The sequence below is a fragment of the Vibrio sp. Vb2880 genome, assembly GCF_033337975.1.
GTDB lineage: Bacteria > Pseudomonadota > Gammaproteobacteria > Enterobacterales > Vibrionaceae > Vibrio > Vibrio alginolyticus.
Genome location: NZ_JAWORT010000014.1, coordinates 24,260 through 39,639, shown reverse-complemented (window position 1 = coordinate 39,639; position 15,380 = coordinate 24,260). Strand labels below are relative to the sequence as shown.

Sequence of the window (15,380 nt, the reverse complement as noted above, 5' to 3'; positions counted from 1 at the left end):
TGAGTTCAAGTGATATGGATGTAGTGGTTTATGCCCCAGCATCAATTGGTAATGTAAGCGTTGGCTTTGATGTGCTGGGGGCTGCCGTGTCTCCAGTGGATGGCACACTATTGGGTGACCGTGTATTGGTGAAATCTGGGGCTGATCCGTTCAGCCTTAAAACGGCGGGTGATTTTGTTGAGAAATTGCCAACTGAACCAAAAGAGAACATCGTCTACGACTGTTGGCTCGTGTTTGCTCGTGAGTTAGACAAAAAAGGCGTTGAGCTAAAACCACTTGAGATGACGCTAGAAAAGAACATGCCAATTGGCTCTGGTTTAGGCTCAAGTGCATGTTCTATCGTTGCTGCATTAGATGCATTGAACCGATTCCATGGACAGCCACTTAACGAGACAGAATTACTAGCGCTGATGGGAGAGATGGAAGGCAAGATCTCTGGTGGTATTCACTACGACAACGTTGCGCCATGTTACCTTGGTGGTGTGCAACTGATGCTTGAAGAGTTGGGTATCATCAGTCAAGAAGTGCCTTGCTTTGATGATTGGTACTGGGTGATGGCGTATCCGGGTATCAAGGTATCAACGGCGGAAGCGCGTGAGATCCTACCATCTCAATACCGCCGACAAGATATCATCGCTCATGGTCGCCACCTTGCGGGCTTTATTCATGCGTGTCATTCTGGTCAGCCAGAACTTGCTGCAAAAATGATCAAAGACGTGATCGCAGAACCGTATCGTGAGAAACTGCTTCCAGGTTTTGCGAATGCACGTCAATACGCAGCGTCTGCGGGTGCATTGGCAACCGGTATTTCTGGCAGTGGTCCGACACTGTTCAGTATTTGCAAAGAGAAAGATGTCGCTGAGCGAGTTGCTCGCTGGTTAGAACAAAACTACGTACAAAACGAAGAAGGATTCGTCCACGTTTGTCGTCTAGATAAGCAGGGTTCGAAAGTAACAGGAAGTGAGCTATGAAGCTTTACAATATAAAAGAAAATGATGAACAAGTTTCCTTTGGCCAAGCCGTTCGCCAAGGGTTAGGCCGTAACCAAGGTCTATTTTTTCCATCGGAATTACCAAAATTTGAAGATATCGATGCGCTGCTTGCAGAAGACTTTGTCTCTCGTAGCACTAAGATTCTATCGGCGTTAATTGGAGATGAACTTACAGAGGAGCAAGTGAATGCCCTTGTTGATGCTGCGTTTCAATTCCCTGCGCCTATCAACCAAGTAAAAGACGGTGTTTATGCACTGGAACTGTTCCATGGTCCAACGCTTGCGTTTAAAGACTTTGGTGGTCGCTTTATGGCGCAATCTCTTGCTGCGGTTTCGGACGGCGGCAAGATCACCATTCTGACGGCAACGTCTGGCGATACTGGCGCAGCCGTTGCGCATGCTTTCTACGGTATGGAAGACATCAATGTTGTGATTCTTTACCCGAAAGGAAAAATCAGCCCACTGCAAGAGAAGTTATTCTGTACGCTTGGTAAAAACATTCACACTGTCGCGATCGATGGCGACTTCGATGCGTGTCAGGCACTGGTTAAGCAAGCTTTTGATGATTCAGCACTGCGTGAAGAGATCGGTCTGAACTCTGCAAACTCAATCAACATCAGCCGTTTGATGGCGCAAATCTGTTACTACTTTGAAGCAGCTGCGCAAATGAGCAAGCAAGAGCGTGAAAACCTAGTGGTATCAGTACCAAGTGGTAACTTTGGTAACCTAACTGCTGGTCTACTGGCAAAAGCGCTGGGCTTGCCTATCAAACGCTTTATCGCGGCAACTAATGCCAATGACACTGTTCCTCGCTACCTAGAAACAGGTAAGTGGGAGCCAAAACCAACAGTCGCAACAACATCGAACGCGATGGACGTGAGCCAACCAAACAACTGGCCTCGTATTGAAGAGCTGTGCCGCGTGAAAGAGTGGGGCTTGGAGACGCTAGGTAAAGGTGCAGTATCTGATGAGCAAAGCGCACAGTCAGTAAAAGATCTATACGCCATGGGTTACCTGTGTGAACCGCACGGTGCTATTGCTTACCGAGTGCTTGAAGAACAACTGCAAGACGGTGAAACCGGTCTGTTCCTATGTACTGCTCACCCTGCGAAGTTCAAAGAAGTCGTGGATGATATTCTAGAATCCGATATCGAGCTTCCTGCGCCACTAGCGAAGCACGCTGCGATGGAGCTGCTATCGGAAGAGCTCGACGCAGACTTTGACGCATTGAAACAAGTACTGCGCCGCGTGCAGTAAGCTTCAAAGTATAGTAAGTATCAAAAACAGAAATAACGAGAGGTGAATGAGTAATCATTCACCTTTTTTATTGTCGGTAAGTTTTGACTCTCTTTATGATTGAGAAACGAACTTAACTAAATGAGATGGAAAGAGAAGCATGCATTTTTTGATTTTTCTTGGCTCAGTGAGAGACAGCACGCCACCACGACCAGCCCGTTTAGGAATGCGAGTCAGTAAAGCGTGTGAAAAACTCATCGCGAGTCAACATTCGCAACATACGGTCGAAATCATCGACCCTTTGAATTACGACTTTGGTGATGTGTTTAAGCCCGAGTTTGCTTATCACCGCTCTAAAGTTCCGCAGAACCTAAGTGAGCTGGCAGACAAAATCAAACATGCGGATGGGTATGTGATGGTTAGCCCGGAATATAACCATTCGATGAGTCCTGCTCTGGCGAACACGCTTAACCATTTCGGCAGTTCGCTGTTTTCTTACAAGCCGAGTGCTATCGTGACCTATTCTGCCGGACAATGGGGTGGTGTTAGAGCTGCCGTTTCTATGCGTACCTTCTTATCTGAACTTGGATGTCTACCTGTCTCTGCGATGATCCACATTCCGAAAGCGCAAGAAGTGTTTGATGAGCAGGGCGTTGCTGCGGATGAGTCGGAGCAGACGCAGTGGGACAACTATATGAATCGCACTATGCATCAATTGATTTGGTGGGCAGAAGGGGCGTCACTGCAAAGAGATAGGCTTGATCCAACCTCTTTAGCGCAAGCGTTTCAGAAAGATCCTTCGCAAAGAAATGCACCTTAGAGGCGAGTTGCTTTCCATTATAGAAAGGGTTTAGAAGGATTCTGAAACAAAAAAAGCTTGGTCATTGCTGACCAAGCTTTTTAAATTCTAGCGAGCTAGTTTACTGAGAGATTATAGAGTCTCAGTAAAAGTACGAGCGATTACATCACGTTGTTGCTCTGGAGTTAGCGAGTTAAAACGTACTGCGTAACCAGAAACACGAATAGTTAGTTGTGGGTATTTCTCTGGGTGTGCAACTGCATCTTCTAGTGTTTCGCGTTTAAGCACGTTCACGTTTAGGTGTTGGCCGCCTTCGATACGAGGAGCAGTTTCGATTGCAACTTCACGGCTTTCGTATTCACCTAGGTCGCTGATTGCGATAACTTGGTCTGCTTCGTAGCCAGCAGTTGCAGCAACACAACGAGCTTCATTTTTTTCGCTATCTAATAGCCAGATAGAGTTTAGTAGGTCGTCGTTTGCCGCTTTTGTAATTTGGATACCTTGGATCATCACTATCTCCTAGACCACTTACGTGGTGATTATTGGTGTTAATTTTCGAATTTTCGTTGAGCTGAGTATTATATAGCTAATATCCACTATTTTAATATTGATTTAAGTCAAAAAACAACCAAAAACATTATTTTTATTAAGGTGATTTTATTGAGTTAAATCAATAAAACCTTTGAAAACAAACTAATTACAATTTATTTGATAATATAAAAAATATTTAATAACTAGTTTTGTTGTAAATTTACTACAAATTGAGATTAAAGTTTAAACTGGTTAACGCAACTATCTGTATTTAGGTAGCAATACTGAAAGTCTAAAGTGATTAAATGACAAACATGAAAAACAAGCTTGGGAATAAACTCATTGGTGCACATGTCTCTGCTGCTGGTGGGGTCGATCAAGCTCCGTTGAGAGCTCGTGAAATTGGCGCGAATGCCTTCGCACTATTTACAAAAAACCAACGCCAGTGGGTGGCGAAGCCTTTAGAAGCAAAAACCATCAGTGCGTTTAAAGCGAACTGTAAAATGCTGGGTTTCGGAGCAGGGCATATTCTTCCCCATGATTCTTATCTGATTAACTTGGGTGCGCCGGAAGAAGAAAAGCTGAATAAATCCCGCGCGGCATTTATTGATGAAATGGAGCGTTGTAATCAGTTGGGGCTGACTTTGCTTAACTTCCATCCGGGTAGTCACCTAAAGAAAGTCTCTGAACAGGAGTGCCTCGCAACGATCGCCGAGTCGATCAACCTTGCGCATAAAGCGGTGCCGAATGTGATCGCTGTTATCGAGAATACGGCAGGTCAAGGCACTAACTTAGGCTGGAAGTTTGAGCACCTTGCTGAAATCATCGAGCAAGTGGAAGATAAAGATCGTGTCGGCGTTTGTATTGATACCTGCCATACCTTTACGGCTGGTTATGACTTACGTACAAAAGAAGATTGCGAGCGCACCTTTGCAGAGTTCGACCGTATCGTAGGTATGCACTATTTAAGAGCAATGCATCTAAATGATTCAAAAGTAGAGTTTGCCAGCAAAGTAGATCGCCACCATTCGCTAGGTAAAGGAGAGATCGGGTGGGATTGCTTTGAGTACATCGCGAAAGACCCTCGTTTTGATGGTATCCCTCTGATTTTGGAAACAATTGATCCAGATATTTGGCAGCAAGAGATCAACACGTTGCGTCAATTCCATTTAGCGGCCATTGCCAGTTAATGGCGTAACCACAAAGTTGGCACCTTTCTTTCTTAGTCATTGAACATCAATCTCTGAATTAGCAAAGAAGGATGCCAACATGTCTCGACCACTCTCTTTTACTCCTTATGCTTTCACTCGTCGCGTGCTTCGCTTACCGATGCCTAATCGTCACATTACCGGACAGGGGCATTTTCGAACGCCACAGAAGCATTAGTCTTTTATTACTTGTCTCAAGTTCGTGGTAAGTTTTTGTTTGTTTGAGTTTCGCTCGTTAGAATAGAAGCAAAATTTAGGACAGGAACTTTCCATGAATCAGTCACCCACTTGGCACGATGTGATCGGCGAAGAGAAAAAGCAGAGCTACTTTGTAGACACCTTGAATTTTGTTGAAGCCGAACGCGCCGCAGGCAAAGCTATTTTTCCTCCCGCAAAAGATGTCTTTAACGCGTTTCGTTTTACCGAGTTCAAAGACGTTAAGGTCGTGATTCTAGGACAAGACCCATACCACGGCCCAAATCAGGCGCATGGCCTGTGTTTCTCTGTACTTCCTGGCATTAAAACGCCACCGTCACTGGTTAATATGTATAAAGAGCTGGCGCAAGATATTGAAGGTTTCCAAATCCCTCAGCATGGTTTTTTGCAAAGCTGGGCTGAACAAGGCGTATTGTTACTCAATACGGTATTAACGGTGGAGCAAGGTAAAGCGCATTCACATTCAAAGACAGGTTGGGAAACGTTTACTGATCGAGTGATTGAAGCCATTAATCAGCATCAAGAAGGTGTAGTGTTCTTGCTGTGGGGTTCACATGCACAGAAGAAAGGTCGTTTTATCGATCGCAATAAGCACCATGTGTTAGCTGCCCCACACCCATCGCCACTTTCTGCACATCGAGGCTTTTTCGGTTGTAAGCATTTCTCTCAAGCAAACCAGTTGCTTACATCACAAGAAAAAGCACCAATTAACTGGCATTTGCCATTAACGGTATAAATGAAGAGACAGCGATCATGGATGGTATGATCGCTGTTTTTTTGAGCACGCTCGAGGCTGATAGTAAATTTCTCATGTACACTTACTAAAAGTAGGTGTTAAGGAGAGACGCTATGATGATCGAAAGAATTCGACGCGAACATGGTTATATGGTTCGTCTGTTGGCGATACTGCGCCATAAGCTTAATGAGATAAAAAAAGAACGTGTAATCAACTATGCGTTAGTAAGCGAGATTGTTGATTACCTCTCTAATCATTCGGAGAAAGTACACCACCCGAAAGAAGATATCCTCTATCACCACTTTCTTGAACACTATGGTAAGCAACAAACCATGGAAAATTTAGAGAAAGAACATCTAGAGTTAGCGAGTAAAACCAGAGAGTTTTCATCCGTGATAGAGATGATCCTTCAGGATGCTGTTGTGCCACAAGACATGTTTGTCGCTCACCTAGAAGATTTCATAGAATCGCAAAGGCACCACTTGGAGCTAGAAGAGCGAAAAATTTTGCCTCTCATTGAAGAGTTATTTACCACAGAAGATTGGCAGCATGTCGAGAGCTTATGGAGCGTCAGTGAGGATGATCCTGTGTTTGGTGACACGATTGCTGATCGTTATAAGCAGTTGGCCGAACGTGTTCGTCAAAGTGATACTGAATATGTTTAAGACTGAATGATGAAACCTGAGCGAGCGAAAGCCGTCTCTCGGGTTTGTGAGATACATTTCTTATTTATTGGGAATCAACCGAAAATTTAGTGTGCATATTTCTCGGCAAAAAGTACGGAAGATTCTCATTGAGTAATAATGGTATTCATACTTAAACCTTGGTACATAAACTCACGGTGTTTACGGTCACTGTAAACAAAAAACAAAAGGCACCTGTAAGGTGCCTTTTGTTTGAATTAGAGTTTAATGTCTTCCAAGTTATAATCGGTACAGACATCAAGTTCGCGCAGCTCTTTAAGCAAATTGCGTCTGTCGTTCATCTCTTCTATTTCACGCCACTTTCGCTTTACTGGTTTGGCACGAGATTTGGTTGTTGAGGTAGTATCCAGATTAAAAATGTCATCTAGTTGAAAGCCTTCCATAAGCCACCTTTACCTTTCTTAAGCTAAACTGTTGTAACCAGTCCTTGTGGAGTTTTTTTAGTACCACAATAGCCGTGAGAATAACCATGATATATTTCGCATTTGTGTCGGTAGCATGACATTTTCGTGCAAAAATATTCTCAAAATCACACTTTTTATTGCAACGATGTGGATAAAAAATGCACAAACGATCTCAAGAAAACGATTAAATAGAGAGATTTTCTATGTTAATTCGATTTGATGAATGGGTGCACTGCGCAAAGGTTAAAGTTGCATAAAATCAGTTTGATGAAATAGTGTTCAATTAGATGGTAAGTCACTAGCGTAAATTTATGTAACACCTTGTGAATACTAGCTTGTTCTTGTTTATACGGTTTGCCATTCCATTTAATGAAGAATAATTATTTATGTTGGTGTTTGGTAATTGAAATGTTGCGCAGTTTGAGTGTTAAGTCTTCTATTTATGTTATTTTTTGGTGACTTTATAGTGAAAAATAACAATGTTATTCTTATTGTTGCATATTGATTTTTGCGCTCCTAGGTTGCATTATCCGCCCGTCAAAAAATACGCTGGTACGTAAAATGGATGCATGAAGCGACGTTTACGATTCTAGATTGCCCATAAACATTACTTAAAAAGCTAAGCACACTTTGACACTTAGCAGGCAATTTGGTGGATGGCTAGGACGCATAGACTGGCGCAACTCACTTTGAGGTACACATGACAGACTTAATCAATTTGATGAACGATCTCCTCTGGGGCTCGATTCTGGTTTATCTTCTTGTTGGTGTTGGTATTTACTTCACCGTTCGATTAGGGTTCATTCAGTTCCGCCATTTCGGCCACATGTTCTCTGTTCTTAAGAACAGCCGTAAAGCAGACAAAGCTGGTATTTCCTCTTTCCAAGCGCTTTGTACTAGTCTTGCTGCACGTGTTGGTACAGGTAACATGGCGGGCGTTGCAGTTGCATTGACTGCGGGTGGTCCTGGTGCGATCTTCTGGATGTGGCTGATTGCAATGCTTGGTATGGCAACATCGTTTGCTGAGAGCACACTGGCGCAGCTATACAAAACCAAAGATGATGATGGCAACTACCGTGGTGGCCCTGCCTACTACATGGAAAAAGGCCTGGGCATGCGTTGGATGGGCGTGTTGTTCTCAGTTTTCCTAATCATCGCTTTTGGTTTGGTATTCAACGCAGTACAAGCTAACTCAATTGCCAATGCAATGAGCAACGCATTTGGTTGGAATAACCTGTATGTCGGTATTGCCGTTGTTTTACTGTCTGCAATTGTTATTTTCGGTGGCATCAAGCGTATCGCAAGAGTTGCTGAGATGATCGTTCCGATCATGGCACTACTTTATCTAGCCCTAGCGTTGTTCATCATGTTCTCTAACCTAGAGAAATTACCTGATGTATTGATGCTTATCTTTAAGAGTGCATTTGGTCTGCAAGAAGCAGCAGCAGGTGGTCTTGGCTACGCAATTGCACAGGCAATGATTAACGGTATCAAGCGCGGTCTATTCTCGAATGAAGCAGGTATGGGTTCTGCACCTAACGCGGCAGCTTCAGCAACACCTTACCCACCACACCCAGCGTCTCAAGGTTACGTACAGATGCTAGGCGTGTTCATGGACACGATCGTTATCTGTTCTGCAACAGTGGCTATCATCCTGATGTCTGGTGAGTATGTCGGTCAAGCAACAGAAGTGACGGGTATCGAGCTAACTCAGCGTGCATTGAGCTCACAAGTTGGCGATTGGGGCGGCATTTTTGTTGCTGTGGCAATCTTCTTCTTTGCGTTTACTTCAATCATTGCAAACTACTCGTACGCTGAAACGAACTTAATCTTCCTAGAGCACAATCACAAAGCGGGCTTAAGCATTTTCCGCGTTATTGTTCTTGGTATGGTGATGTTTGGTGCACTAGCTTCGTTACCAGTCGTATGGTCGCTTGCTGACGTCTCTATGGGTCTGATGGCGATAGTCAACTTGGTGGCGATCATCTTGCTATCTGGCATCGTGATTAAACTGGCAAAAGATTACAACCGCCAGCTTGGTGAAGGCAAAGTGCCAACATTTGATGCGAATGACTTCCCTGAGCTGAAATCTCAGCTTGAAGAAGGCATTTGGTACAACGATAAAAAAGACTAAGTGAGCTATCACTCATAGTTGAAAGCTATTAGTACGATGTAAAAAGCCATGCAGACAATGCATGGCTTTTTTTGTACCCTATTAAAAACAAAATTAGAGAAGGGAAAGTCATGCTTATCGTAGTTTCTCCAGCGAAGACTCTTGATTACGAGTCTCCGTTAGCGACAGAAAAATTTACTCAACCTGAGTTGGTCGAATACTCAAAAGAGCTTATTGATGTTTGCCGCAAACTGACTCCTGCTGATGTTGCCTCTTTAATGAAAGTGAGCGACAAGATTGCCGATTTAAATGTGGGCCGATTCCAAGAGTGGAGTGAAACGTTTACCACGGAAAACTCACGACAAGCCATTCTTGCATTTAAAGGTGACGTTTACACAGGGCTAGACGCCGAAAGTTTATCTGAAGCGGACTTCAAATATGCTCAAGATCATCTGCGTATGCTATCGGGTCTTTATGGTTTACTAAAACCACTTGATTTGATGCAGCCATACCGTCTTGAAATGGGTACCAAGCTTGCAAACGACAAGGGTACGAACTTGTACCAGTTTTGGGGCAATGTAATTACGGACAAGCTTAACGAAGCGATTTCTGCTCAAGGTGATAATGTCCTTATCAACCTTGCATCAAATGAATACTTTAAAGCGGTTAAGCCAAAGAATTTAGATGCGCAAGTGATCACGCCAGTATTCAAAGATTGTAAGAATGGTCAATACAAGGTCATCAGTTTTTACGCGAAGAAAGCGCGCGGTATGATGGCGCGTTACATCATTGAAAACCGTGTTGAGAGCGTTGCAGACCTGACTAAGTTTGATACGGCGGGTTACTACTTTGTGGAAGATGAATCGACGCCAACAGAGTTAGTATTTAAACGCGAAGAGCAAAAATAAAGCTGATTGAGACGTAGTCTACGTTAATCTCTATCAGCACAAACGAAAAAGGGTTGGCATTGCCAACCCTTTGTTATTTTCTAGCTTGAGCTACTTCGCCCCAACAAGATTACTTCTTCTTAGCGGTTTTCTTTTTCGCTACTTTTTTCTTGTCGTCTTTTTTCTTTTTCTTCTTAAACACAGGCTTTTTGTGTTTAGGACGCATTTCTTTCACGAAACGCTCTTTGATGTCTTCTTTCACGTAACGTGCAACGCGATCCATCATTGGTTGGTCGTGTGCTTCTACGATTGAGATAGCGTTACCTTTCTTACCTGCGCGAGCCGTACGGCCGATACGGTGAAGGTAAACATCAGCCGTGCGCGGCATGTCGTAGTTGATAACGTGTGATACATCCGGAAGATCGATACCACGCGCAGCAACGTCCGTCGCGAGCAGCACGTTCACAGTTCCATCGCGGAAGCGAGAAATCGCATTGTTACGACGATCTTGCGGCATTTCACCTTGAATCCAAGAACATGGAATCTGTGCGCTTTCAAGCTGCGCTCGTAGCTCAGCCAAACGCTCACGAGTCTTTAAAAAGACGATAGTGCGTTCAGCCTGCTGAGTAATAATGTGTTTTAGTAATTCCAGTTTGTGTTCTGCATCATCAGCTCGGTGGTACCACTGAGCAATTTTCTTACGCTCACGCAGAGGTGATTTTGCGTCGATCTCTGCAGGGTCATTCAACAGATCAGCGGTAAAGCCTTCTACGCCTTTCCCTTCTAACGTTGCTGAGAACAGAAGGGTTTGCTTACGCCAGCGACATTCGTTAGATAGGCGATCGACAGTAGGAGCAAAACCCATATCTAGCATGCGGTCTGCTTCATCAAGGATTAACCATTCGATTGCACGACAATCAAAACGCTCTGCATCAATGTATTCTTTTAAACGGCCAGGTGTCGCAACCACAATGTCTTGTGTTGTTGCAAGGATGTCGGCGTGCTCTTGGTACTGAACACCACCAGTGATGGTGAAAATGTTGAGTTTGGTATTTTTTGCCAAAGCACGTGCTTGATCGGCAATTTGCATCGCCAGTTCGCGAGTAGGCGTTAGGATCAAAATACGCGCAGGCCCAGGCTTACGACGAGGGAAGTCTTGCAAGTATTGCAATGCTGGCAGGACGAAGGCGGCCGTTTTACCAGTTCCTGTTGGCGCTGACGCTAGAATGTCACGACCGTCCAACGCTTGTGGAATCGCTTCTGCCTGAATTTTTGTTGGGCGTTCGTAACCCATCTCTTCAATGGCTTCAAGTAGGTTTTGGTCTAGATCAAGTTCAGCAAAGGTTCTGATCACAATGAGTTCTCCACAAGCAAAGCTTGGTTAATGGTTCGCCACAACAGCATAGAATACAAAAAGGTCGCACATTATAAAGTGATTGGTGATAAGGATCACATGTTATTTCACATCTTAAGATAAAACTCGCGAGTTAACTGGATGAAATCATCACTATAGCCGTCATTTGAACGGATAATTAAATGTGACGTTTGCGAATCGCAAGGTCGTTTTGACAGTTCAAATAACAGTCGGTGTACTGGTTTCTTTTCTGATGGTTGCACACGACAGATCCGCGATAGATACCAACCTTGGTTTAATGCTAGCTCAATGAACTGCTCGCCTTCGGTGATTGGCAAAACAAAACTAGCTCTCCCTTCGTCATCAAGCAAATGATAGCAACGCTGTAGCAATGCGTTATGGCCTAGCGTATCAGTGTGCCTCGCGGTTGCACGTTGACTGTGTTTCGATTGCTCGCCGCTGTTGAAGTAGGGCGGGTTACAAATGATGCGTTGGAATGGATGTGTCGGCGTAAAGTGCAGTATGTCGGTGTGATGCACACTTACACGATCTGACCAAGGAGACTGGGCCATATTTTTTTGCGCGGCAGCAACGGCTGTTAATTCGATATCGACCGCGGTTATTTGAGTTTCCGTAAAGCGTTGAGCACACATCAGGGCAAGCAGGCCAGTGCCAGTGCCAATATCGAGAATTTTAGCGTCGTTAGGGCTTTGAATCCAAGCACCAAGCATTACCCCATCTGTGCTGACTGGCATACCACTCTCGCCGCCCTCAATACAAAATTGCTTAAAATTGAAGCCTTTAGTTTTCAGTTTTTTGTTCTTCATGATTGTTTTATATTTGCTCAATAATTAAGTGGATTGCTCTATTGTTTATTAATTGTATAGATTGTTGTTTTGTTGGTTATTAAATTGTATTGTTAATTGATCGAGATAAAGAACTGGTCTGTTATTTGGATCTGGTTATATCCACTGCTTTTAAGTTTGAAAACTAAATTAATATGGTGTTTTTTTCTTAAAGGTTGCCAAATGATGAGTCTTTCGTCATTATGCGGCGAAAATTTTATAGATTGAACCACGTGTACTTATTGACTTTAGGTATACAAAAAGTGGTCTAAGCATACACAACATTCATTAATTAAAAGACAAGGGTTATCTGTGAAGCAGACGTTAAAACTAACAGATATTATCGCAGTAGGCTTTATGCTATTTGCGTTCTTTTTAGGTGCGGGCAATATTATCTTTCCACCTCTAGCGGGTCAGTTAGCGGGTGAAAACTTAATGCCAGCTATGTTTGGTTTCTTGCTAACAGCGGTAGGTCTACCTCTTATTACTATCGTTGCTATTGCTGTTGCTGGTGGTTCTTGGGATCACTTGACGCAAGATCTTCCGAAAAAAGCGGCAGTTCTTATGGCTGCACTGATTTTCATCATCATTGGTCCTGCGTTTGCAGCGCCTCGTACTGGCCTAGTGGCTTACGAGATGGCGGTGAAACCTTTCTTCCTTGAGGCATCACAAACGCATCTGACAGCGTTCTCAGTGATCTTCTTTATCGCAGCAATGATGTTCTCATGGTTCCAAGGCCGTTTGATCGATCTCATCGGTAAAGTACTGACACCAGCATTGTTCGTTGGTTTGATCATTCTTGCTGTCGCTGTCTTCCTTGATCCTCAGGGCGATATGATTGGCGCGCACGGTGAATACCTAACGCAGCCTCTGACCAAAGGCTTCTTAGAAGGCTACAACACAATGGATACGTTCGCGTCATTGATGTTTGGTATGCTGATGGTTGATGCACTGCGCGGTAAAGGCATTACTGAGCGCTCTGCAACTACTAAATATCTGATCTATGCAGGTTGTATTGCTGCTGCTGGTCTTGCGTTTGTTTACATCTCACTATTTTACTTAGGTGCGACGAGTGCAACGGTTGCTGCTGGTGCTGATAATGGTGGCCTAGTGCTTAGCCAATACGTTCAAGCGTTGTTTGGTCCATACGGTCAAATCGTTCTGTCTGTCATCGTATTGCTAGCGTGTCTGACAACCGCGATTGGCTTGATTTCTGCGTGTTCAGATTTCTTCAGCTCGAAAACACCACTGTCATACAAGCAATGGGTACTGATTAATGGTTCTGTTTGTGCATTGGTTGCAAACGTTGGTCTTGCACAGCTGATTTCTCTGTCAGTGCCAGTATTGTTTGCGCTGTACCCTGTGGCGATTGCGTTGGTTGCACTAACATTTGTGCGCAGCAAACTGCCGAATCCACGCTTTGCTTACCGTGCAGTACTGCTTGTATCTCTGCTGTTTGCGTTAGTTGATGCGGCAAAAGTATCGGGTATTGATGTTTCTGCGTTTAACATGTTGCCACTATTCGAAGTCGGCATGGGTTGGGTGCTTCCAACATTTGCGGCTATCGTGTGCATGTTCTTTATCGCGAAACCTCGCCCAGAGCTAGCACAAGAAACCGCGTAATCACTTCGCGTCATCATTAAAAAGTAAAAAGCCCGATGAATTACTTCATCGGGCTTTTTACTTTTTAATGATGACGTGTTTGCGCTATTAAAGCGTGTCGTGGAATTCCACAAGAACTTGTTCACACCATTTTTCGATGCGTTCATCACTCAGTTCGTACTGTGAGTCTTCATCTAACGCAAGTCCAACAAACTTGCTGCCATCTTCGATCAATGCTTTCGATGCTTCAAATTCGTAGCCTTCATTTGGCCAGTAACCGATAAAGGTTGCGCCTGTGGCTTGTAATTCATCGTGAAGTAAGCCCATCGCATCTAAATACCACTCTCCGTAACCTTCTTGGTCACCCAGGCCAAACAGCGCTACAACTTTGCCTTTCAGTGGCGTGGTCGCGATGTCTTGCCAAATCGCGTTCCAATCTTCTTGAATTTCACCAAAATCCCAAGTTGAGATGCCAAGGAGTAATAAGTCGTAGTCCGCCATTAGTGATAACGGTGTCTCTTTCACATTGTGAATGTCGACAAGGTCTTCACCAATAAGGGTACGAATTTTCTCTGCTGCCATTTCTGTGTAGCAGGTCGTTGAGCCGTAAAAGAGTCCGATTTTCATTATATTCGTCGTTATTTGTGTTGCTGTTGTGGAAGATTCTAACCATAAATTGAGGAAGATTGCAGCGAATATCCTATGTGGGATGATTTTTTATGGTATTGGATTGGCAGGTGCTTTAATCTAAATACTGTAAATATAAACAGATAAGGAAGCATTCATGACGGCACAACAGCCTGTCAATCAACAAGATTTTTCGCTTGTTGAGCAATTCTTAGATGCGATGTGGATGGAGCGTGGTCTATCAGAGAACACGTTGGCTTCCTACCGAAACGATTTAATGAAGCTGCTCGTGTGGATGGAAAAACATCGATACCGTCTTGATTTTGTCAGTTTGTCTGGCTTGCAAGAATATCAAAGCCACCTTGTAGATTTAGATTACAAACAGACGTCTCGTGCGCGTATGTTGTCGGCGATTCGCCGTTTATTCCAATACCTGCATCGTGAGAAGGTGCGCGCTGATGACCCGAGTGCGCTCTTGGTTAGTCCTAAACTGCCACAACGTTTACCCAAAGATATTAGTGAAGAGCAAGTGGACGCGTTGCTCGAAGCGCCAGACCCGAATGACCCTATAGAATTGCGCGATAAAGCGATGCTAGAGCTACTCTACGCGACAGGGTTGCGTGTGACAGAGCTCGTCAGTTTGACCATGGAAAATGTTAGCTTGCGCCAAGGGGTGGTGCGCGTGACTGGTAAAGGTGGTAAAGAACGTCTTGTTCCTATGGGGGAAAACGCGGTCGATTGGATCGAGACGTTCATTCAACAAGGGCGCCCTGCGTTACTTGGTGATACATCATCTGATATTGTTTTTCCTAGTAAACGCGCAAGACAAATGACTCGTCAGACGTTTTGGCACCGTATTAAGTACTATGCTTTGATAGCAGGGATTGATACTGATCAGCTGTCGCCGCACGTACTGCGTCATGCCTTTGCCACGCATTTATTGAACTATGGCGCAGATCTCAGGGTCGTACAGATGCTTTTAGGACATAGTGACTTATCGACCACGCAAATTTATACTCACGTGGCGACTGAACGATTGAAGCAGATCCACAGTCAACACCACCCAAGAGCATAACAATGGTTAGATTCATCCATGTCTTCTTGGAAAAACGATTTTACATTAAGGT

General features: G+C 44.1%; 15 protein-coding genes. 10 read left to right on the top strand and 5 right to left on the bottom strand.

The window, feature by feature from the left end:
- Positions 1–14 precede the first annotated feature (14 nt).
- From thrB to R7M92_RS15710, 3 genes are all read left to right on the top strand, one after another.
- Entirely contained in the window at positions 15–971 is a 957-nt protein-coding gene (gene thrB, locus R7M92_RS15720; protein WP_017635074.1) for a homoserine kinase, read from the top strand.
- Positions 968–2,248 carry a threonine synthase gene (gene thrC / locus R7M92_RS15715; protein WP_138938951.1) on the top strand — a complete coding sequence of 427 codons (1,281 nt, stop codon included), beginning with the start codon at positions 968–970 and terminating at the stop codon, positions 2,246–2,248. The genes thrB and thrC overlap by 4 nt, the downstream gene beginning before the upstream one ends.
- Positions 2,249–2,387: 139 nt before the next feature.
- Positions 2,388–3,047 (top strand): NADPH-dependent FMN reductase, encoded by a 660-nt coding sequence (locus R7M92_RS15710; protein WP_158173675.1) that lies wholly within the window; start codon positions 2,388–2,390, stop codon positions 3,045–3,047.
- A 111-nt stretch (positions 3,048–3,158) separates the two neighbouring features.
- Here R7M92_RS15710 and grcA read toward each other — a convergent pair whose 3' ends face one another.
- Complete coding sequence (gene grcA / locus R7M92_RS15705; RefSeq protein ID WP_005381814.1) at positions 3,159–3,536, bottom strand: autonomous glycyl radical cofactor GrcA; 378 nt, start codon at positions 3,534–3,536, stop codon at positions 3,159–3,161.
- 326 nt (positions 3,537–3,862) lie between these two features.
- On the opposite strand from grcA, the gene nfo reads away from it, so the two are divergent.
- The 3 genes from nfo to R7M92_RS15690 all read left to right on the top strand — a co-directional run bounded on the left by nfo (position 3,863) and on the right by R7M92_RS15690 (position 6,382).
- The gene (gene nfo, locus R7M92_RS15700) at positions 3,863–4,747 is read left to right on the top strand and encodes a deoxyribonuclease IV (RefSeq protein WP_213968473.1); all 885 of its coding nucleotides are present in this window, start codon (positions 3,863–3,865) and stop codon (positions 4,745–4,747) included.
- A gap of 289 nt (positions 4,748–5,036) precedes the next feature.
- Positions 5,037–5,717 carry a uracil-DNA glycosylase gene (gene ung, locus R7M92_RS15695; RefSeq protein WP_005382846.1) on the top strand — a complete coding sequence of 227 codons (681 nt, stop codon included), beginning with the start codon at positions 5,037–5,039 and terminating at the stop codon, positions 5,715–5,717.
- A 113-nt stretch (positions 5,718–5,830) separates the two neighbouring features.
- Positions 5,831–6,382, top strand: coding sequence for a hemerythrin domain-containing protein (locus R7M92_RS15690; RefSeq protein ID WP_005381807.1), 552 nt, complete (start codon positions 5,831–5,833; stop codon positions 6,380–6,382).
- A 236-nt stretch (positions 6,383–6,618) separates the two neighbouring features.
- On the opposite strand, the gene R7M92_RS15685 is transcribed toward R7M92_RS15690, so the two are convergent.
- Positions 6,619–6,804 (bottom strand): DUF3545 family protein, encoded by a 186-nt coding sequence (locus tag R7M92_RS15685; RefSeq protein WP_005381805.1) that lies wholly within the window; start codon positions 6,802–6,804, stop codon positions 6,619–6,621.
- A 721-nt stretch (positions 6,805–7,525) separates the two neighbouring features.
- Here R7M92_RS15685 and R7M92_RS15680 point away from each other — a divergent pair.
- A complete protein-coding gene (locus R7M92_RS15680; protein WP_005381800.1) occupies positions 7,526–8,959 on the top strand; it encodes an alanine/glycine:cation symporter family protein in 1,434 nt (477 codons plus the stop codon).
- A gap of 110 nt (positions 8,960–9,069) precedes the next feature.
- The gene (gene yaaA, locus R7M92_RS15675) at positions 9,070–9,846 is read left to right on the top strand and encodes a peroxide stress protein YaaA (protein WP_062730737.1); all 777 of its coding nucleotides are present in this window, start codon (positions 9,070–9,072) and stop codon (positions 9,844–9,846) included.
- 109 nt (positions 9,847–9,955) lie between these two features.
- Here yaaA and srmB read toward each other — a convergent pair whose 3' ends face one another.
- Both srmB and R7M92_RS15665 read right to left on the bottom strand, forming a co-directional pair.
- Positions 9,956–11,179: an ATP-dependent RNA helicase SrmB gene (gene srmB / locus R7M92_RS15670; protein WP_005381797.1), complete on the bottom strand. Its 1,224-nt coding sequence runs from the start codon at positions 11,177–11,179 to the stop codon at positions 9,956–9,958.
- A gap of 107 nt (positions 11,180–11,286) precedes the next feature.
- On the bottom strand, positions 11,287–12,006 hold the full coding sequence (locus R7M92_RS15665; protein WP_033906106.1) for a tRNA1(Val) (adenine(37)-N6)-methyltransferase: 720 nt from the start codon (positions 12,004–12,006) through the stop codon (positions 11,287–11,289).
- Between the two features lie 330 nt (positions 12,007–12,336).
- Between R7M92_RS15665 and brnQ the strand changes: the two genes are divergently transcribed.
- The gene (gene brnQ / locus R7M92_RS15660) at positions 12,337–13,647 is read left to right on the top strand and encodes a branched-chain amino acid transport system II carrier protein (protein WP_005381792.1); all 1,311 of its coding nucleotides are present in this window, start codon (positions 12,337–12,339) and stop codon (positions 13,645–13,647) included.
- An 87-nt stretch (positions 13,648–13,734) separates the two neighbouring features.
- On the opposite strand, the gene fldB is transcribed toward brnQ, so the two are convergent.
- Positions 13,735–14,253 (bottom strand): flavodoxin FldB, encoded by a 519-nt coding sequence (gene fldB / locus R7M92_RS15655; protein ID WP_005381790.1) that lies wholly within the window; start codon positions 14,251–14,253, stop codon positions 13,735–13,737.
- 157 nt (positions 14,254–14,410) lie between these two features.
- Here fldB and xerD point away from each other — a divergent pair, with 157 nt between their 5' ends.
- Positions 14,411–15,328: a site-specific tyrosine recombinase XerD gene (gene xerD / locus R7M92_RS15650; RefSeq protein ID WP_225473435.1), complete on the top strand. Its 918-nt coding sequence runs from the start codon at positions 14,411–14,413 to the stop codon at positions 15,326–15,328.
- The last annotated feature ends 52 nt before the right edge of the window (positions 15,329–15,380 follow it).